Source organism: Mesorhizobium sp. M0761 (assembly GCF_040320205.1).
Lineage (GTDB): Bacteria > Pseudomonadota > Alphaproteobacteria > Rhizobiales > Rhizobiaceae > Mesorhizobium.
This window is the reverse complement of the sequence record NZ_JAMYPF010000003.1, coordinates 1-18,893: the sequence shown is the minus strand read 5'-3', so window position 1 is coordinate 18,893 and position 18,893 is coordinate 1. Positions and strand designations below refer to the sequence as shown.

At 64.2% G+C, this 18,893-nt stretch carries 17 protein-coding genes; 8 read left to right on the top strand and 9 right to left on the bottom strand.

Annotation, left to right across the window (positions count from 1 at the left end; all coding sequences use genetic code 11):
- The first annotated feature begins 10 nt into the window (after positions 1-10).
- The 4 genes from NKI32_RS05420 to NKI32_RS05405 are packed head-to-tail and all read left to right on the top strand — an operon-like array spanning position 11 to position 6,985.
- Entirely contained in the window at positions 11-2,464 is a 2,454-nt protein-coding gene (locus tag NKI32_RS05420) for a GcvT family protein (protein WP_352545379.1), read from the top strand.
- Positions 2,461-3,360, top strand: coding sequence for a homocysteine S-methyltransferase family protein (locus NKI32_RS05415; RefSeq protein WP_023685239.1), 900 nt, complete (start codon positions 2,461-2,463; stop codon positions 3,358-3,360). Before NKI32_RS05420 ends, NKI32_RS05415 begins: the two co-directional genes overlap by 4 nt.
- Entirely contained in the window at positions 3,360-4,541 is a 1,182-nt protein-coding gene (locus NKI32_RS05410; RefSeq protein WP_023670766.1) for a pyridoxal phosphate-dependent aminotransferase, read from the top strand. The genes NKI32_RS05415 and NKI32_RS05410 overlap by 1 nt, the downstream gene beginning before the upstream one ends.
- The gene (locus NKI32_RS05405; protein WP_023685238.1) at positions 4,538-6,985 is read left to right on the top strand and encodes a GcvT family protein; all 2,448 of its coding nucleotides are present in this window, start codon (positions 4,538-4,540) and stop codon (positions 6,983-6,985) included. The genes NKI32_RS05410 and NKI32_RS05405 overlap by 4 nt, the downstream gene beginning before the upstream one ends.
- A 170-nt stretch (positions 6,986-7,155) precedes the next feature.
- On the opposite strand, the gene NKI32_RS05400 is transcribed toward NKI32_RS05405, so the two are convergent.
- From NKI32_RS05400 to NKI32_RS05370, 7 genes are all read right to left on the bottom strand, one after another.
- Positions 7,156-7,737 carry an NAD(P)H-dependent oxidoreductase gene (locus NKI32_RS05400; RefSeq protein ID WP_023685237.1) on the bottom strand — a complete coding sequence of 194 codons (582 nt, stop codon included), beginning with the start codon at positions 7,735-7,737 and terminating at the stop codon, positions 7,156-7,158.
- Positions 7,737-8,318, bottom strand: coding sequence for an NAD(P)H-dependent oxidoreductase (locus NKI32_RS05395; protein ID WP_023685236.1), 582 nt, complete (start codon positions 8,316-8,318; stop codon positions 7,737-7,739). The genes NKI32_RS05400 and NKI32_RS05395 overlap by 1 nt, the downstream gene beginning before the upstream one ends.
- A 283-nt stretch (positions 8,319-8,601) precedes the next feature.
- Entirely contained in the window at positions 8,602-10,005 is a 1,404-nt protein-coding gene (locus tag NKI32_RS05390) for an FAD-binding oxidoreductase (RefSeq protein ID WP_031197684.1), read from the bottom strand.
- A complete protein-coding gene (locus tag NKI32_RS05385) occupies positions 10,005-11,306 on the bottom strand; it encodes a cytosine deaminase (RefSeq protein WP_023685234.1) in 1,302 nt (433 codons plus the stop codon). Before NKI32_RS05385 ends, NKI32_RS05390 begins: the two co-directional genes overlap by 1 nt.
- Positions 11,307-11,500: 194 nt before the next feature.
- Positions 11,501-12,352: an ABC transporter permease gene (locus tag NKI32_RS05380; RefSeq protein ID WP_023670772.1), complete on the bottom strand. Its 852-nt coding sequence runs from the start codon at positions 12,350-12,352 to the stop codon at positions 11,501-11,503.
- On the bottom strand, positions 12,339-13,163 hold the full coding sequence (locus NKI32_RS05375; protein ID WP_023685233.1) for an ABC transporter ATP-binding protein: 825 nt from the start codon (positions 13,161-13,163) through the stop codon (positions 12,339-12,341). The genes NKI32_RS05380 and NKI32_RS05375 overlap by 14 nt, the downstream gene beginning before the upstream one ends.
- A gap of 2 nt (positions 13,164-13,165) precedes the next feature.
- Positions 13,166-14,170, bottom strand: a complete 1,005-nt coding sequence (locus NKI32_RS05370) for an ABC transporter substrate-binding protein (protein WP_023670774.1) — start codon at positions 14,168-14,170, stop codon at positions 13,166-13,168.
- A 255-nt stretch (positions 14,171-14,425) separates the two neighbouring features.
- Here NKI32_RS05370 and NKI32_RS05365 point away from each other — a divergent pair, with 255 nt between their 5' ends.
- Both NKI32_RS05365 and NKI32_RS05360 read left to right on the top strand, forming a co-directional pair.
- Entirely contained in the window at positions 14,426-14,809 is a 384-nt protein-coding gene (locus tag NKI32_RS05365; RefSeq protein ID WP_023670775.1) for a RidA family protein, read from the top strand.
- A 53-nt stretch (positions 14,810-14,862) separates the two neighbouring features.
- On the top strand, positions 14,863-15,666 hold the full coding sequence (locus NKI32_RS05360; RefSeq protein ID WP_023685232.1) for a creatininase family protein: 804 nt from the start codon (positions 14,863-14,865) through the stop codon (positions 15,664-15,666).
- Positions 15,667-15,675: 9 nt separating this feature from the next.
- On the opposite strand, the gene NKI32_RS05355 is transcribed toward NKI32_RS05360, so the two are convergent.
- On the bottom strand, positions 15,676-16,185 hold the full coding sequence (locus tag NKI32_RS05355) for a tyrosine phosphatase family protein (protein ID WP_023685231.1): 510 nt from the start codon (positions 16,183-16,185) through the stop codon (positions 15,676-15,678).
- Positions 16,182-17,237, bottom strand: coding sequence for a threonine-phosphate decarboxylase CobD (gene cobD, locus NKI32_RS05350; RefSeq protein WP_353002422.1), 1,056 nt, complete (start codon positions 17,235-17,237; stop codon positions 16,182-16,184). The genes NKI32_RS05355 and cobD overlap by 4 nt, the downstream gene beginning before the upstream one ends.
- Here cobD and cbiB point away from each other — a divergent pair.
- Positions 17,236-18,213, top strand: coding sequence for an adenosylcobinamide-phosphate synthase CbiB (gene cbiB / locus NKI32_RS05345; RefSeq protein ID WP_352513552.1), 978 nt, complete (start codon positions 17,236-17,238; stop codon positions 18,211-18,213). The two genes, cobD and cbiB, sit on opposite strands and share 2 nt — an antisense overlap.
- A gap of 93 nt (positions 18,214-18,306) precedes the next feature.
- The coding region (locus NKI32_RS05340; RefSeq protein ID WP_502897905.1) for a transposase at positions 18,307-18,893 on the top strand (587 nt) is incomplete at its 3' end.

Sequence of the window (18,893 nt, the reverse complement as noted above, 5' to 3'; positions counted from 1 at the left end):
GGTTTCTAATATGGCCGGTTTGCCGACCACGGCACGCGTGGTGATCATCGGAGGCGGTGTCGTCGGCACCTCCTCGCTCTATCACCTTTGCAAGGCCGGCTGGACCGACTGCGTGCTTTTGGAAAAGAACGAGCTGACCTCGGGCTCGACCTGGCATGCCGCCGGCAATGTGCCGACCTTCTCGTCGTCCTGGTCGCTGATGAACATGCAGCGCTATTCGACCGAGCTCTATCGCGGCTTGGCTGATGCCGTCGACTATCCCATGAACTACCACATTACCGGCTCGCTGCGGCTCGCCCACACCAAGGAGCGCATGCAGGAGTTCCAGCGCGCCAAGGGCATGGGCCGCTACCAGGGCATGGACATCGACATTGTCGGCCCTGATGAGATCAAGCGCCGCTATCCCTTCATCGAGACGCATGAATTGAAAGGCGCGCTCTACGATCCGAACGACGGCGACATCGACCCCGCGCAGCTGACGCAGGCACTTGCCAAGGGTGCGCGCGACATGGGGGCAAAGATCATCCGCTTCTGCCCAACCACGGGCGTGCGCCGCGAGAACGACGAATGGGTTGTCGAGACGCCGCAAGGCGAGATCCGTTGCGAGATCGTCGTCAACGCCGCCGGCTACCGAGCCGCGGAAGTCGGCAAAATGTTCGGCCGCGACGTCCCGATGATGGTGATGAGCCATCAGTACATCTTGTTCGAGGAAATCCCCGAACTGGTGGCCTGGTCGAAGGAGCAGGGCAAGAAACTGCCGCTGCTGCGCGACGTCGACACCTCCTACTATCTGCGCCAGGAAAAGAACGGCATGAATCTCGGCCCCTATGAGCGCAATTGCCGCGCGCATTGGGCGACCCACAACGACCCGATGCCGGAGGATTTTTCCTTCCAGCTATTCCCCGACGATCTCGACCGTCTCGAGCACTACCTTGCCGATGCCGTCGCCCGCGTGCCGATCCTGGGCACTGCCGGCCTGTCCAAGGTGATCAACGGGCCGATCCCTTACGCGCCGGACGGCAATCCGCTGATCGGTCCGATGCCCGGCGTTCCCAACGCGTTCGAGGCCTGTGTCTTCACCTTCGGCATCGCCCAGGGCGGCGGCGCCGGCAAGGTGCTGGCCGAATGGGTTACGCAGGGCCAGACCGAATGGGACATGTGGTCTTGCGATCCGCGCCGTTTCACCAGCTTTGCGGCCGCCCCCGACTATAGCGTCGCCAAGGGCATGGAGATCTACGGCAACGAATACGCCATCCAGTTCCCGCGCCATGCCTGGCCGGCCGGGCGCGACCGCAAGCTGTCGCCGATTCACGATCGCATCAAGGCGCTCGGCGCCCAGTTCGACGCCTATAATGGCTGGGAGCGTGCCACCTGGTATGCGCAACCCGGTGACGACACGTCGGAAGAAGCAACACTCACCTTCCGCCGCGACGGGCCGTGGCAGCACCGCGTGCGCGAAGAATGCCTGGCGGTGCGCGACGCCGCCGGCATTCTGGACCTGCCCGGCTTCTCGCGCTTCAACCTCGAAGGTCCTGGCGCAGCCGAATGGCTGGCGCTGCAGGTCACCGGCCTGGTGCCCAAGCCCGGCCGCATCGGCCTCGCCTATTTCGCCGACGACAAGGGCCGCATCGTCACCGAGATGTCGGTGGTGCGCCATGGCGAAGAGCAGATGACGCTGATCACCGCGGCGGTAGCGCAGTGGCACGATTTCGAATGGCTGAAGTCGCGCCTGCCGAAGGACGCGGCTTTCACCCTCACTGACAGAACCGAAGACTATTCGACGCAAATCCTCGCCGGCCCCAGTTCGCGCAAGATCCTGGCCGAGGTCTGTGGCGCGGATCTCTCGCTGCCCTGGCTGACGCATCAGGAAACCACCATCGCCGGCCGCTGGGCGAAGCTGGTGCGGGTATCCTTCGCCGGCGAACTCGGCTGGGAAATCCACACCAAGGTGGGAGACACCGCCGCCATCTTCGACGACGTCTGGACGGCGGGACAAAAACACGGTCTGAAACCGTTCGGCATGTACGCGCTGGATTCGCTGCGCCTCGAAAAGGGCTACCGGACCTGGAAGGGCGACCTGTCGACCGACTATACGGTCCTGCAGGGCGGGCTCGAGCGCTTCGTCAAATGGGACAAGCCCGACTTCCGCGGCAAGGCAGCCCTGCAGAACGAAAAGCAGCAAGGCGTGAAGAAGCGCTTCGTCACGCTGGTGGTCGAAAACCCAGGCGATTGCGACGCGCCGTCCGTGTCGACGCTCTGGCATGACGGCAAGATCGTCGGCGAGACGACGTCCGGCGGATGGGGGCATCGCATCGACAAATCGATCGCGCTCGGCATGCTGCGCGCCGACCTGGCTGAACCCGATACCGCGATCGAGATTGAAATTTTTGGCGATCGTTTCAGGGCGGTCGTGCAGAAAGACGAGCCGCTGTGGGATCCGAAAAACGAAAGACTGAGAGCATGAAGAAAGTCATTCTCACCGATGGCGGCATGGGCCAGGAACTGGTCCGCCGCAGCAGCTCCGAGCCGACGCCGCTCTGGTCGGCCAGGGTGCTGATCGACGAGCCGGATCTGGTGCGTGGCCTGCATGCCGAATTCATCCGGGCCGGCGCTCGCGTCATCACCATCAACACCTATTCGGCAACGCCGGAGCGGCTCGCGCGGGAAGGAGCAGAAGATCTCTTCAAGCCCTTGCAGAAGCGCGGCATCGAATTGGCAAGACAGGCACGCGACGAGGCAGGCGATGCAGCGATCGCCGGCTGCCTGTCACCGCTGTTCGGCAGCTATGCGCCGGCGCTGGCCATATCGTTCCAGGAGACGCTGGACATCTATCGCCGCATCGTCGCCGAGCAGGCCGATGGCGTCGACCTGTTCCTGTGCGAGACCATGGCCTCAGCCGAGGAAGGCCGTGCGGCCGTTACCGCTGCGTCGGAAAGCGGCAAACCTGTCTGGGTGTCTTGGACTCTCGCCGATCACGGCGCGCCGCGGCTGCGCAGCGGCGAAACAATAGCGGCAGCGGCGGACGCCCTCGACGGCCTGACGGTTGCAGCGCGCCTGGTGAATTGCTGCCGGCCAGAAGCTATCGCCGCGGCACTGCCCGAATTGATTGCTCTCGGCGGCCCGGTCGGCGCCTATGCCAATGGCTTCACCTCTGTCGAAGCGCTCAAGCATGGCGGAACGGTCGAAGTGCTGCACGCACGCCACGACCTTGATCCGGATGCCTATGCCGACCAGGCGCTCGGCTGGGTCGCCGCTGGCGCCACCATCGTCGGCGGCTGCTGCGAAGTCGGCCCTGCCCACATCGCCGCCTTGCGCGACTGGCTCGAACAGGCCGGCCACGAAATCTCGGGAGTATCCTGATGCCCAGACCGTCATCGCGCATTTCCGGCATCGTGCCTTCGGGCAAGGATGGCTGGGAGGTCCACACCGAGGCATGGGCCCGCAAGGAGGCGGGCCAGGACATCATCATGCTGTCGGTCGGCGACCATGATTTCGATACGCCGAGCCAGACCATCGAAGCCTGCGTGACGGCGGTTCGCGGCAGCAACCACCACTACACCCCGCTTCCCGGCGTTCCGCGCCTGCGCAGGGCGATGGCGGCGGCCTCGACCGCCTGCACCGGGGTCGAGACGAGCCCCGACCAGGTGATCGCCACGCCGGGCGGTCAGGCCGCCCTTTACGCGGCGGTGCAGGCCGTTCTCGACCAGGGCGACCACGCTATCGTGGTGGCGCCCTACTACGCGACTTATCCCAACACCTTCAGCGCCGCCGGCGCCAGCTTCACCGTCGTCGAGACGCCGGCCGGAGACGGTTTCCAGCCGCACGCCGAGATGATCCGCGCGGCGCTCAAGCCCAACACGCGCGCCATTTTGATCAACACGCCGAACAACCCGACCGGCGCCGTCTATTCGCGTGAGCGTCTGGAAGAGCTGGCCGAGATCTGCCGCGAGCACGATCTCTGGCTGCTGTCGGACGAGGTCTACTGGACGCTCGGCGGCGGCGAGCACATCTCGCCGCGCGGCCTGCCCGGCATGGCGGAGCGCACGCTGGTCATCAATTCGATGTCCAAGAGCCATGGCATGACCGGCTGGCGCATGGGCTGGCTGACCGGCCCAGCGCAGATGATCACGCTGTTGACCAATCTCAATCTGGTGACGACCTACGGCCTGCCGGCCTTCATCTCGATCGCCTGCGCCGAGGCGCTGGAGAACCGCTTTGGCGTCAGGGAGATCGCCGAACGCTATGCGGCGCGCCGCACCGTCCTGCTCGACGCCGTGCGCGGCATGAACAATATCAGCGTGCACGGCTCCGAGGGCGGCATGTATGTCATGCTCGACATCTCCGCAGTCGAGCCCGACGACGAGAAATTCGCCTGGGCCTTTCTCGACCAGGAGAGTGTCGGCGTCATGCCGGGTTCCAGCTTCGGCAAGGCCGCTGCCGGCCACATCCGCATCAGCCTCTGCCAACCGGAGCCGGTGCTTCAGGAAGCCGCAAAACGCCTGCGCCGCTTCGCATCCGGCTATCGCCGCGAGGCCGCATGACCAGAAGCATTCCCACCAAGGCCCGCGCGGTTATTATCGGCGGCGGTGTCTCCGGCTGTTCGGTCGCCTACCACCTGGCCAAGCTCGGCTGGACCGACATCGTGCTGCTCGAACGCAAGCAGCTGACCTCGGGTACGACCTGGCACGCCGCCGGCCTGATCGGCCAGCTGCGCGGCTCGCAGAACATGACGCGGCTGGCCAAATATTCGGCCGACCTCTACGTCAAGCTGGAAGCCGAAACGGAAGTCGGCACCGGCATGCGCCAGGTCGGCTCGATCACCGTGGCGCTGACTGAGGAGCGCAAGCACGAGATTTATCGGCAGGCCTCGCTCGCCCGCGCCTTCGATGTCGATGTGCGCGAGATTTCGCCTGGTGAAGTCAAGGAGATGTACCCGCATCTCAACGTGTCCGATGTGGTCGGCGCCGTGCATCTGCCGCTCGACGGCCAGTGCGATCCGGCCAACATCGCCATGGCGCTGGCCAAGGGCGCCCGCCAGCGTGGCGCCGCCATCGTCGAGAATGTGAAGGTCACCAAGGTCCATACCAAGGCCGGTCGCGTCACCGGTGTGTCGTGGGCGCAAGGCGACGACCAGGGCACGATCGAGGCCGACATCGTCGTCAACTGCGCCGGCATGTGGGCGCGCGAGCTCGGCGCCCAGAACGGCGTCACCATCCCGCTGCATGCCTGCGAACATTTTTATCTCGTCACCGAGCCGATCCCCGGGCTCGGTCGTCTACCGGTGCTGCGCGTTCCCGATGAATGCGCCTACTACAAGGAAGACGCCGGCAAGATGATGCTCGGCGCCTTCGAGCCGGTGGCCAAGCCCTGGGGCATGGACGGCATAAGCGAGGATTTCTGCTTCGACCAGTTGCCGGAGGACATGGAGCATTTCGAGCCGATCCTCGAAATGGGCGTCAATCGCATGCCGATGCTGGCAACCGCCGGCATTCACACCTTCTTCAACGGCCCCGAAAGCTTTACCCCCGACGACCGCTACTATCTCGGCGAAGCGCCGGAGCTGTCGGGCTACTGGATGGCGACCGGCTACAATTCCATCGGCATCGTCTCGTCCGGCGGCGCCGGCATGGCGCTGGCGCAGTGGATCAATGACGGCGAAGCGCCCTTCGACCTCTGGGAAGTCGACATCCGCCGCGCCCAGCCATTCCAGAAGAACCGTAGGTATCTCAAGGAGCGGGTCTCCGAGACGCTCGGCCTGCTCTATGCCGACCATTTCCCCTACCGGCAGATGGCAACGTCCAGGAATGTCAGGCGATCGCCCCTGCATGAACACCTGAGGGCGCGCGGCGCGGTCTTCGGCGAAGTCGCCGGCTGGGAGCGCGCCAACTGGTTCGCCCGCGAAGGGCAAGAGCGCGAATACCGCTATTCCTGGAAGCGGCAGAACTGGTTCGACAACCAGCGCGAGGAACACCTGGCGGTCCGCAACAAGGTCGGCCTGTTCGACATGACCTCGTTCGGCAAGATCCGTGTCGAGGGCCGCGATGCCTGCGCGTTCCTGCAAAGGCTCTGCGCCAACGACATGGACGTGGCGCCGGGCAAGATCGTCTACACTCAGATGCTCAACCAGCGCGGCGGCATCGAGAGCGATCTTACCGTGTCGCGGCTGTCGGACACGGCCTATTTCCTCGTCGTACCGGGCGCGACGTTGCAACGCGATCTCGCCTGGCTGCGGCGGCATGTCGGCGAGGAATTCGTTGTCATCACCGATGTGACGGCGGCAGAAAGCGTGCTCTGCCTGATGGGTCCGGATGCGCGAAAGCTGATCCAGAAAGTCAGCCCCAACGATTTCTCCAACGACAACAATCCATTCGGCACCTTCCAGGAGATCGAGATCGGCATGGGCCTCGCCCGCGCCCACCGCGTCACCTATGTCGGCGAACTCGGCTGGGAGCTTTATGTCTCTACCGACCAGGCTGCCCATGTTTTCGAGGCGATCGATGAGGCGGGGGCGGATGTCGGCCTGAAACTTTGCGGCCTGCATACGCTCGATTCCTGTCGCATCGAAAAGGCGTTTCGGCATTTCGGCCACGACATCACCGACGAGGACAATGTGCTGGAGGCCGGCCTCGGCTTTGCGGTCAAAACCGCCAAGGGCGAGTTCATCGGCCGCGATGCGGTGCTGAAGAAAAAAGAAGCCGGCCTGTCGCGCCGGCTGGTGCAGTTCCGGCTGAAGGACCCGCAGCCTCTGCTCTTCCACAACGAGGCGATCCTGCGCGACGGCAAGATCGTCGGCCCGATCACATCGGGGAATTACGGCCACCATCTCGGCGGCGCGATCGGACTGGGCTATGTGCCCTGCCAGGGCGAGAGCGAGGCGGATGTGCTGGCCTCGTCCTACGAGATAGAGATCGCCGGCGAGCGTTTTGCGGCGGAAGCATCGCTGAAGCCGATGTACGATCCCAAGGCGGAACGGACGAGGATGTAGCACCTTTTTACCCTCCCCCTTGTGGGGAGGGTCGGCTCGCAGTCGGAGCGAAGCGGCGATTGCGAGACGGGGTGGGGGTGCGCCCTACGAGACCCCCCACCCCGCTTCGCAAAAGCCGCCTTGCGGCATTTGCTGCGCGACCCTCCCCACAAGGGGGAGGGTGAAGAAGCTCAAAACCGCTCCAGCTTCGCCCGCACCTTCACCAGAAACGCCGCCCTCGTCCTTGGCGTCGAGGCGTCCATCAGGTAGTGCGCCAGGAAAAACGTCCGGCAGCGGCGGGCGCACAGCGCGCGCATACCGCGCAGCAAGGTCTTGCGGCCGGGCTGGCCGACGACGACGCTCCACCAGGTCGGCGCGCCGCAGGGGGTGATGACGCCGACCCTGGTGACATGTGTCATCAGCGACATGATGCGCCCCTTGCCCAGCTTGAAGGCGACATCGGTCGCCCAGACCCGGTCGAGCCAGCCCTTCAGCATGGCCGGCAGCCCGTACCACCAGGTCGGATAGATGAACAGGATCGCCTCAGCCCAGGCGAGATGCTCGAAATGCGGTTTTAGGGCCGGATCCTCCGGCGCCCGCTCATTGTAGGCGCGCCGCTCCTCGCTACCCATCACCGGGTCGAATTTTTCGGCATAGAGGTCGAGCAGCCGTACCTCCCAACCCCGCGCCTTCAGCACGTCGACGGCGGTATCTCTGATCGCGGCGCAAAAACTTTCGGGCACCGGATGGCAATAGACCACCAGCACGCGCATCAGAAGGTATCCATCCCGGCCGCGACCTTGGCCATGAAGGCTGCCCGCGTCTCGTCGGTCGACAGGTTCATCGAATAATGAGCGAGGTAGGACACCGAGGCGCCGGGCCTGATCGTCGCGCGCAGCATCCGCTTGACCAGCCGGCGCGGCGGATCGCCCATCAGCATGGCGCGGAACCGGCTGCCGCCATAGGTGGTGACGGCGGTCAGCTTGCGGATGTTGTGGAGCGAAGGCTGCGCCTTGCCGTCGACCAATTTGAACGACACGCCGGGCAGAAACACGCGGTCGAAAAAGCCTTTCAGGATAGCCGGAAAGCCGTAGTTCCAGACGGGATATGACAGCACCAGCGCCTCGGCCTTGAGCAGCCGCTCGACATAGGGCGCGGCCGGGTCCGCAGGGCTGCGTTGGTTGTGATAATCCAGCCTCTCCCCGCGCGTCAGCCTGGGGTCGAAATCCTCGGCATAGAGATCGCAATCGTCGACCTCATGGCCGGCCGCCGTCAGCCGCTCGACGATCGTGCGGTGCAGGCTGGCATTGAAGCTGGTCTCCACCGGGTGTGCGTAAAGGACGAGGACTTTCATGGGAAATTGCTGGGGTCGGCGCGAGGCACCCCCCTCTGCCCTGCCGGGCATCTCCCCCTCAAGGGGGGAGATCGGACTGCCGCATCGCTTTCACTAATTGTCAGCGTGTCAGATTGGCTGCGGCGTTCAGGCTGCCAATCTCCCCCCTTGCGGGGGGTGAGAAGTGGTCGGCGAAGCCGATGGGAAGCCAATTGCTTGGCTTTCCAAACAACGAACGCCCGAAGCGGCAGCGTAGGGCCTGTGCCGGCAGGACAGAGGGGGGTGCTCAAGCTCAAACCTCTGCTCATTCTGCTTTCTGCAAACCCTTGAACAAAAAAGTCCGGCCGGAGCGATAGTCGTAATCCGGATTTTCCCAGGCGATCATCTTGCCGGGATTGAGCAGGCCTTGCGGATCGGTCTCGCGCTTGAAGGCGAGCTGGATTTCATCCGTCTGCTTCATGCCGCCCTCTTCCAGCGTGTAGCGGTGCGGGTTGAAGATCGGGCAGCCATTCTCCTCATGCAGCCGGATGATTTCGTTGAGCCGCGCCTCGGTGGTGAATTTCACCAGCGGCAGGCCGAAGCAGGTGATGTTGCCGTCGAGGCGCACGAATTCGAGATGCGAAAAGACCTCGTTCGGAAACATCGCGTCCATCTTCTCCACCAGCGCCAGCTGGTTGGGAAACGGATAGAGCGATTGCAGATAGGTGATCGCGGGATCGACCCGCAGTGCCCTGAGCGTGGTGTGGTTCCACGCCAGCTCGAAGCCCGGCGGCAGGCCCTTCTTCTCTTCGTCCGTTGCCGTCGCGGCATTGAAGATGACCTCGCCGCCGGCGCGGCGGGTGAAGGCGAGGAATGCGTCTAGCCCATGCCGGGCAACCATGACGACGCAGATGCTTTGCCCGTCCCGGAAGAACTTCTGGTGTCGCTTGAAATAGAGCTGCGGCACCGGCGCGGCGATCGGCGTGATCAGCTTGGTCAGGATGCCGTCCTGGCGTGCCAGCGCGTTGCCGTAGCGGGCTGCCGGCATGAAAGCGTCGAAGCCGACGATCACGTCGATCCATTCATAGGCTGCAGTCAGCGGCATCTCGACCTCGGTGATGATGCCGTTGGTGCCATAGGCGTGCGTGACTTTGTGCAAATCCTCGCCGGTGAGTTCGAGCGCCTTCGGTTCGGTTTCCATGGTGACGACGCGCAGCCGCAGCACATTGCCGAAATCACGCAGACCGCCGAAATTGATCGAGCCGACGCCGCCCGAGCCGCCAGCGATGAAGCCGCCGATCGAGGCGGTGTTGTAGGTCGACGGCGACAGCCGCAGTTCCTGCCCGGAATGCGCGCGCGTCGCTCTGTCGATGTCGGCGAGGATCGCGCCCGGCCCGGTGACGACGCGGCCCGGCGCTATGGCCTTGATCTCGTTCATCTCGGCAAGGTTCAAAACCACGCCGCCCGATAGCGGCATCGCCTGACCGTAATTGCCGGTGCCGCTGCCGCGCGGCGTCACCGGAACGCCATGACGGTGGCAAGCGGCAAGCACGCGGATCAGTTCGGCCTCGTTCCTGGGCGTCACGATCAGGTCGCCGGTGACGTGGTCGAGCTGCTGCTTCAGCACCGGGCTGTACCAGTAGAAGTCGCGGCTCTTCTGCTGGATGATGGCCGGATTGTCGTCGAGCTTTATCCCGTCGAGATCGCGTTTGAGCGCCGAAACATCCATCATTCCACCATCAGTCCGTCGAGCTCGGCGTAATCGGGCAATTGTCTGTCGATCGCTCGTCCCGCGCGCACGACGATGCGATCCGATTCGGGCCGCGAGAGCAATTCCGTCCAGCTCCGCCCTTTGAAGACGATGAAATCGGCGCTGCCACCGGCTGCCAGTGTCCCGACACCGTCGAGCCGCATCACCTTGGCCGGCGTCGCCGCCACCGTCTGCGGCCAGTCGCCGACCGGATGGTCGAAATGCAGGATGCGCGTCGCCATGCGGTAGACCTCCAGCATGTCGAGATCGCCATAGGCATAGAAAGGATCGCGGGTGTTGTCGGAGGCGACCGCGACCGCAATGCCCCTCGCCTTCATCTCGTGCAGCAAGGTCACGCCGCGCCAGCGTGGCGTGGTCTGGTCGGCGCGCCGGTCCTGCAGATAGAGATTGCACATCGGCAGCGACACCACGGCAAGTTTGGCCTTGGCGACCTTGTCCAGCGTGTCGAGCACGTCGAGGTCCGGCTGGCGCGCCAGCGAGCAGCAATGTCCCACCAGGATGTTGCCCTCAAAACCGTTCCAGAGTGCGGCCTCGGCAATCTTCTTCAGCGAGATCGCCGCGATATCGTCGGTCTCGTCGGCGTGGAAATCGAGATCGAGCCCGTGCTTGTTCGCCTCGGCGAACACCTTGTCGAGAAGCTCTTCGAGATCCGGCACCATATAGGTGACGACGCCGAGCACGCCCTTGGCCGCAGCCACACGCTTGGCCAGCCTCTCGAACCACTTTCTGTCGCGCACGCCTTCGATGCCGAGCAGGCAGGCTGCCTGCAATTCGATGCGGCCGCGCCATTTCTCCCGCATCGCCTCGAACACCGGCCAGGAGATTTCCTCCTGTGGCGGCACGCTGTCGAGATGAGTGCGCAAGGCCTTGGTGCCGTGCGCGTAGGCCGAGCGCAAAGAGAAATCCATGCGCCGCGCCACGTCCTCGGCGCTCCAGCGCGCTGCACGGTCGGCGCTGGTGGCATTGAGCGCGCCCATGAAACTGCCGTCGGGATTGGGTTTGCGCGGCCAGATATGGCCCTTGTCGATGTGGGTGTGGCAATCGACGAAGCACGGCAGGATGATGCGGCCGGCAAGGTCGATGGCGGTGGCTGGCGCTTTTGATTTCTTGTGCGCGGCGATGCTGGAGAGCTTACCGTCGGCGACGGCGATGTCGGCCAGCGCGAAGCCGTCAGTATCGTAAGTGGTGGCAAGACCTGATGTCAGCGACCGGTGAAGGCGGACATTGGTGAGATGGTACGAGCCAGAGGTCGGTATCAAGGACCGCCCCCCTCTGCCCTGCCGGGCATCTCCCCCTCAAGGGGGGAGATTGGCAGCTTTGCCGACGACGTCCAATCTTTGACCTCAACCTTTGGCGAAAACCGATGTGACATCCAATCTCCCCCCTTGAGGGGGAGATGGCCGGCAGGCCAGAGGGGGGTGCTTCGCGCCAACGTCTCGCTCACCTCGTCACCCTACCGCTCCTGCTTCAGCGCGCTCTCGTGCCAGCGGCGCAGGATGAGATGCGACACCAGCGACAGCACCAGGAAGATCAATATGCCGGTGAGCGAGATCAGGATCAGCGCCGCGAAAAGCCTTGGCGCGTTGAGGCGGTAGCCGGCCTCGATGATGCGCGAAGCGAGCCCTGAGGATTGTCCCTGCGCGCCGGCGACGAACTCGGCCACCACGGCGCCGATCAGCGACAGACCGCCGGCGATCTTCAAGCCTCCTAGAAAATACGGCATGGCCGCCGGCAGTCTGAGATAGCGCAATTGCTGCCAGCGCGTCGCGCCGTTGAGCTTGAACATGTCGCGAAGATTGCGGTCGACCGAATTGAGGCCGAGCGTGGTGTTGGACAGGATCGGGAAGAACGCGACGATCCAGGCGCAAAGCAAAAGCTTCACCGTCTGGTTGTCCACATAGATGTTGATGAGCGGGAAGACCGCCACGATCGGTGTTACCTGCAGCACGATGGCGAAGGGAAAGAACGACATCTCCACCCATTTCGATTGCGCAAACAGCACCGCCAGTCCGACGCCGCCGACGACCGCGAGCAGCAGGCTGAGAAAGGTTATGCGCAACGTGACCAGCAGCGCGGAGAACAGGAGCCCGGCATCGCTATAGAGCGTCCACAGCACCACGCCGGGGCGCGGCAGAATATATTGCGGGATCGCGTTCCACACGCAAATGCGGTCCCACAGCCAGATCGCCAGGATCATGATCGCCAAAGGCAAGACCCACCGGCCGATCCGCTCCAGCCGCTCCTGGCGTACGCGGCCCGCCTCTTCCGCGTCGAGCGTTGCGGCATTCTGGTCAATGGCCGTCATGGTGCGGTCCGGCTGATGTGTTGATGGCGTTGACCAGGATGTCCGAGGCCTGGCGGCAGAGCGCGGCATAATCGGGCGAAGTGCGGAAAACCTCGTCTCGCGGATAGGAGGCGTCGATGGCAAGCTCGGCATGGACGCGGCCCGGCCGCGCCGCCATGACGACGACGCGGTTGGACAGGAACACGCTTTCGAAGACGCTGTGGGTGACGAAGACGACGGTGAAGCGCTCGTCCTGCCACAGCTCCAGAAGGTCGTTGTTGAGCTTGAAGCGGGTGATCTCGTCGAGTGCGGCGAACGGCTCGTCCATCAGCAGAATGCGCGGCTTCGTCACCATGGCGCGTGCGATCGAGACGCGCATCTTCATCCCGCCGGAAAGCTCGCGCGGCACGGCGTTCTCGAAGCCGGTCAGGTGCACCCGCTCCAGCATCTCCGTCACCGCCGGCGCCGCCTTGGCGCGCGACACGCCTTTCAGCCTGAGCGGCAGCCAGACATTGTCGAATACATTGGCCCAGGGCAGCAGCGTCGGTTCTTGGAAGACGAAGCCGATATTGGCGCGGTCGATCGAACCGCCCCAGTCGAGCTGACCGGATGTCGGCGTCGACAGGCCCGCGATCAGCCTCAACGCCGTTGACTTGCCGCAGCCGGACGGCCCGAGAAGGCTGACAAAATCGCCCTCGCGGATGGCGAGATCGACGTCGCTCAATGCAGTCACGCCATTGGAAAACACCTTGCCGACATGGCGCAGCGTCAGCAGCATCGGGCCTTCACCCGATGCCGTCATGGGCGCCTGCGCCATCTTTTCCAGCTTCACGACTACTTCTTCAGCTCGATCCCGACACCTTTGTTGATGAAGGCCAGCGTGTAGGCCTTCTTGATATCGATGCCCTCGGGCGTGACCTTGGCCTTGACCATCTTGTCATAGAAGCTCTTGATCCGGTCTTCGTTCATGGCGCCGATGCCGAGCTTTTCGGTGTCGCCGGAATCGGCCAGGCCGAACTTCTTCATCTGCTCGATCGAGAAGGCAATCTGCTCGTCGCTCATGTCGGGGTTGTCTTTCTTGATCATCTCGTTGGCGGCCTTGTTGTCGCCGTAGAGGTAGTTGTACCAGCCCTTGGCCGAGCCATCGACGAAGCACTGGACCACCTCCGGCCGCTTGTCGATCGTGTCCTGCATCACCTCGATCGTCGTCGAATAGGTGTCCCAGCCATAGTCGGCGAGCAGGAACTGGTTGGGCACGAAGCCGCCTTCCTTCTTGACCGCAAAAGGCTCCGAGGTGACGTAACCCTGCTGGATCGACTTCTTGTTGGCCAGGAATGGAGCGGTGTTGTAGGTGTACGGCACGCGCTTGGCGGCATCGAAACCGAGTTCGATGACCATCCACTGGAAGAAGGTCTGGACGCCCTCGTCGCCGAGAATGTACTGGTCGGCGTTCTTCAAATCCTCCCACTTGTCCAGCCCCTGCCCCGGGTGGGACATGATGACTTGAGGGTCCTTCTGGAAATCGGCTGCGACGACGCGCATCGGGATGCCCTGCTGGACGGCGTCGAAGGCCGACAGCAGATTGCCGCCCATGTAGAAATCGAGCTTGCCGGCCAGCAGCAGCGGCCGCCCGCTGACCTGCGGACCTCCCTGCGAAATCGTCACGTCGAGGCCACATGCAGCGTAGGTGCCGTCGGCGACGGCCTGGTAGTAGCCGCCATGCTCGGGCTCGGCCAGCCAGTTGGTGCCGAAGGTGACCTTCTCGTTTGCTGCCGCGCCGAACGTGCCGGCTCCAAGCAGCGCGACCGCAAGCGCTGAAATCTTCTGTTTTCCGTACATCGACACCACCCTTTGTTGGCTCCGGAGCGTCACGCGCCGGGCTCGACACCATTGATCCAAGAAGCAAGACACATGCCACCGCCCGGGCCGCCTGCTTGCGCGGCAGTCACTGCCAACACCGGACGGGTCATGCTGTGCGGGAGGCATCGTGCCTATTTTTTGGACGCCTGTCCACAATCGCCCTCGTGCCATGCACCACATCTTGAACGTACTATCGGTCACGTCTTAGGCTGGTCTCGCAGACAGGAGATTGCCATGTTCAGATACCTCGCGCCGAAGTCGATCAAGCCGCCTTTCGCCCGCTATAGCCACGGCGTCGAGGTGCCGCCAGGCAAGCGGCTGGTTCTGTGCTCCGGTCAGGTCGCCATCACGGCGGACGACCAGATCCCCGAGGATGCCGGCGCGCAGGCCGAGCTCTGCTTTCAAAACATAGCGGCGATTCTGGCTGAAGCCGGGCTGGGGCTAGGCGACATCGTGCGCATAAACGCCTACGTCACCGACCGCGCCTTTCTGCGGCCCTATATGGACGTCCGCGACCGCTTGTTTGCCAGCCCCGCGCCCGCCTCGACGCTGATGATCGTGTCAGGCTTTGCGCGGCCGGAGTTCAAGGTCGAGGTCGAGGCGATTGCGGCTGGGTGATCGACAGGCGACGTTTGGCGCGCTAGGTCTCCCTCACAGTCAAGAGGCATGACATGACCGTTGCAAACAGACGCGTTTGGTGGGGCGACTACCGGACCACCGAATACGCCGCGATCGATCCGGAGGCGACGATTGCCGTGCTGCCGGTGGCGGCGATCGAGCAGCACGGCCCGCATCTGCCTGTATCAACCGATACCTCGATCATGAACGGCATGCTGGAGACGGTCATCGCCCGCCTGCCCGGCGATCTCGACATCCGCATCCTGCCGGTCCAAACGGTCGGCAAGTCGAACGAGCATCTGCAGGCGCCGGGCACGCTCACCCTGCCGGCGGCCACCCTGGTCGATGCCTGGACCGAGCTTGGCCTGTCCGTTGCCCGCGCAGGCGTAAGGAAACTGATCGTCGTCAACTCGCATGGCGGCAATGAAGAGATCATGGGCATCGTCGCGCGCGAGCTGCGCGTGCGTGAGAGGATGCTGGCGGTGAAGACCAGCTGGCAGCGCTTCGGCCGCCCCGCCGGCATGTACACCGAGCTGGAAGACCGCCATGGCATCCATGGCGGCGACGTCGAGACCTCGTTGATGCTGCATTTTCGCCCGGAGTTAGTCGACATGGCCAAGGCCGACAATTTCGCCTCCAAGGTCGCCCGCGCCGAAACCGAATTTGCGCTGCTGCGCCACACCGGAACGCACGCTTTCGCCTGGATCGCTGGGGATCTCAACCCCAACGGCGTGGTCGGCGATGCCAGCATTGCCGCGGCCGAGAAAGGCCGACTGACGGCGGAGCATCAGGCCGACGGCTTCATCACCCTGTTGAAGGATGTGCGCAAGGCGAAGCTTGCCGACTGGCTGGCATAGCGGGCCGCCTTAGCCGTCGATCTTCAACACGAAAGGCGTACCCTCAAAAGCATCGGCGCCGCGTCCGATCGCCTCGATCGCTTCGATCATGCGGCCTTGTCGTGAGAGAAGAGCATCCGCGACGGCGATCAACCGTGGATTGGGTGTCGCCGAGGGCGAAAGCTTCCGCAATGTCTGCGCAAGTTCGACTTCGTCGCGCTTCGGGGCGAGCGCCGCCGCAATGATATAGGCCGAGGCGGTCGAGCGGCTGATGCCGGCATAGCAATGGACGACCATGGGTTTGGCGCGGTCCCATTTCCGGGCGAAATCGAGCAGATTGCGCACATGGCCTTCGCCGGGCATGGTCATGCCGTCCTGCGCCACCGCGATGTCGTGCATGACCAGATGCAGGTGGTTCTCCCTCGATATCGAGGCCGGCCGCGTCACCTCGGTGCCGGCAGCGAGCAGCGACAGCACGCGCTCGGCGCCGCTTTTGGCCACCGTCTCCTCAAGCTTTGCCAGCGAACAGATATGGATCATGGCGCGATCTCCTTCGACCCATCGTCGCGCCGTGCGCGCCAGTCGGCAAGCGCCGATTCGAGCCGCTGCCATTCCTCCTGACGTCCAGGCAGCCCCGCGCGGAGCACCTGGGGACGCTCGAAAAAATGCCTGAGCAATATGCCGCGCTCGCCGAGCGTCGAAAACAGCCCCGGTGCATCGGCAAGCCGGAGATAGCGAAACAGCGTCGTGCCGCCGGCGACAGCAACGCCAAAGCGCGAAAGCAGCGCATCGAGCCGCGCCGCATCCTGCGCCAGCCGCCGCCGCATGTCGGCCTGCCAGCCGCTGTCGGCAAGCGCGCGGATGCCGTATTCGAGCGCTGGGCCGGCGACCGCCCAAGGGCCGAATTGCGTTTCAAGCCTTTCGACCGTCACCGCATCGGAAAGTGCGAAGCCGAGCCGCAGGCCGGCGAGACCGAAGAACTTGCCAAACGAGCGCAGCACGACGATGCCGCCCCGCCCGACATCGCCGGCCAGGCTTTCCGCGTGCGGGCCGACATCCATGAAGGCTTCGTCGACGACCAGCAGACCGCCTATGGCGCGCAATGTCTCGGCAAGCCGAAGCAGCCTTTCCCGCGACACGACTCGCCCGTCGGGATTGTTGGGATTGACGACGATGGCAATTTCGCCTCCGGCAAGCGCCTCGAAATCGTCGACCTCCGCCACCGCATGGCCGGCAATCGCGGCGGCCCTGGCATGCTCGGCATAGGTCGGCCCGAGCACCAGCGCCTTGCCGGGGCTGACCAGCGAGGCGACGCGCGGCAGCAGGATCTGCGTGCCCGGGGCGACCGCCACATTCTCGGCCGAAGGCGCGCCATAGGCGCCGGCCGCGACCCTGGCCAGCTCACGCAGGCGCGCGGCCTCCGGCAATCGTGACAGGGCGGTGGCGGGCAGCTCGAAAAGCGGGTAGGAGTGCGGATTGATACCTGTCGAGAGATCGACGAAAGGTTGTGGCGCGTGAGGGAAGAGCGCCCTCGCCCGGCCAAGGGATCCACCGTGATCCACCACAGTAATCGCTCCATCAGAAAGCTTCATGTCGATCCTGATCGCTTTCCTGTCGCTCGCCATCGAACGCATCCTGGGTTACCCGGACTGGCTGTTCCGTGCCGTCGGGCATCCCGTCACCTGGTTCGGCAGGCTGATAGCCTTTCTCGACCTCAGGCTCAACCGCGACACTGATTCCGACGCGCTGCGTCGCCGCCGCGGCGTGCAGGCGCTGCTGGTGATCGTGCTGGTGCCGGCGGCAATCGCCTTCATCGTGCAAATCCTGCTCTGGCAGCTCTTTCCTGCCGGCATGATCATCACGGCAATCCTGGCCTCGTCGCTGCTGTCGCAAAAGAGCCTTACCGAACATGTCGAGGCGGTGGCCGATTCGCTGGATACCGGCGGGCTGGCGCTCGGCCGCATTGCGGTTGCGCGCATCGTCGGCCGCGATCCCGAGAAGCTCGACCATGCCGGCGTCAGCCGCGCCGCCATCGAAAGCCTGGCCGAGAATTTCTCCGACGGCATCGTTGCGCCCGCCTTCTGGACAGGTGTCTGCGGTCTGGCCGGCGGCGTCGCCTACAAGGCCGCCAACACCGCCGATTCGATGATCGGCCACCGCACCCCGCACCACGAGGCCTTCGGCCGCGCGGCGGCACTCTTCGACGACTGGATCAACCTGCCGGCGTCCCGGCTGACCGCGTTGCTGATCGTTGCCGCCGCCTTTCTCGTTGACGGCGCCGATCCCCGCAACGCCTGGCAAGCAGTGCGGCGCGACGCCAAAAAGCACCGCTCGCCCAATGCCGGCTGGCCGGAAGCGGCAATGGCCGGCGCACTCGGCCTGGCGCTCGCCGGCCCGCGCAGCTATCGCGGCGTTGTCGTCGAGGACGCCTATATGGGCGAAGGCGGTAGGCGCGCGGCGGAAAGCCAGGACATCAGGCAGGCGCTGAAATTGTACCAGGTCGCCGACTATCTGCTGATTGGGCTGTTCGGGTTGCTGTCGGCGGTGCTTATCGCGGTGACGTTCTGAGAGCTTACCGTCGCCCTTCCTCAACCCCGGCGGCTGGGCATAGGCGCTAAGATAGGTATTGCCCTGCGGAATCGGGTGTGATTCTACACTGCGATGACACACGAATCGCTTGTTGATGACGGCTGGGCCGAGACTATTGAGCTTCTGGGCGGCGAAGAGTTGATCGCAGCAAGTGCCCGCGAGACGAAGGCGTTCCTGCGCCCGCGCGGCGTCAGGTCGGCGAGCGACCTGTTGCGCCTGACACTGGCTTACTGCCTTGGCAAGGTTGGCATGCGGGGCGTCGTGGCCTGGGCGGCGGCGAGCGGGATTGCCGACATTTCGGACGTGGCGTTGCTCGGCCGGCTGCGCAATGCAGGACCATGGCTGCAGCAGTTGATTGGGCACCTTTTGAAGCGCGAGGATGCAGGTTTGGCCAAAGGCCGACTGGTTCGCATCCTCGATGCGACAGCGGTTGCCAAGGCCGGTGCGTATGAGAAGAAGAACAATGGTCTTTGGCGCATGCACTGCGCCTTTGAGCTTGAGCGCGAGCAGTTCGACTTCCTCGAGATCACCGACCAGAGCGAAGCCGAGTTGATCGACCGCGTGCCGGTGGTGCCGGGCGAGATCCGCATCGGTGACCGCGCCTATCTGCAGGCCGAGCGGATCGCCAAGGTGATGGCGCAAGGCGGCGATGTTGTTGT

Coding starts and splice junctions, on each gene's coding strand:
- NKI32_RS05380 (WP_023670772.1), bottom strand. CDS start 12,352: ATGACGGCCATTGACCAGAATGCCGCAACGCTCGACGCGGAAGAGGCG.
- NKI32_RS05370 (WP_023670774.1), bottom strand. CDS start 14,170: ATGTACGGAAAACAGAAGATTTCAGCGCTTGCGGTCGCGCTGCTTGGA.
- NKI32_RS05415 (WP_023685239.1), top strand. CDS start 2,461: ATGAAGAAAGTCATTCTCACCGATGGCGGCATGGGCCAGGAACTGGTC.
- NKI32_RS05395 (WP_023685236.1), bottom strand. CDS start 8,318: ATGAAAGTCCTCGTCCTTTACGCACACCCGGTGGAGACCAGCTTCAAT.
- NKI32_RS05400 (WP_023685237.1), bottom strand. CDS start 7,737: ATGCGCGTGCTGGTGGTCTATTGCCATCCGGTGCCCGAAAGTTTTTGC.
- NKI32_RS05420 (WP_352545379.1), top strand. CDS start 11: ATGGCCGGTTTGCCGACCACGGCACGCGTGGTGATCATCGGAGGCGGT.
- cbiB (WP_352513552.1), top strand. CDS start 17,236: ATGTCGATCCTGATCGCTTTCCTGTCGCTCGCCATCGAACGCATCCTG.
- NKI32_RS05390 (WP_031197684.1), bottom strand. CDS start 10,005: ATGGATGTTTCGGCGCTCAAACGCGATCTCGACGGGATAAAGCTCGAC.
- NKI32_RS05355 (WP_023685231.1), bottom strand. CDS start 16,185: ATGATCCATATCTGTTCGCTGGCAAAGCTTGAGGAGACGGTGGCCAAA.
- NKI32_RS05405 (WP_023685238.1), top strand. CDS start 4,538: ATGACCAGAAGCATTCCCACCAAGGCCCGCGCGGTTATTATCGGCGGC.
- NKI32_RS05360 (WP_023685232.1), top strand. CDS start 14,863: ATGACCGTTGCAAACAGACGCGTTTGGTGGGGCGACTACCGGACCACC.
- NKI32_RS05410 (WP_023670766.1), top strand. CDS start 3,360: ATGCCCAGACCGTCATCGCGCATTTCCGGCATCGTGCCTTCGGGCAAG.
- NKI32_RS05365 (WP_023670775.1), top strand. CDS start 14,426: ATGTTCAGATACCTCGCGCCGAAGTCGATCAAGCCGCCTTTCGCCCGC.
- cobD (WP_353002422.1), bottom strand. CDS start 17,237: ATGAAGCTTTCTGATGGAGCGATTACTGTGGTGGATCACGGTGGATCC.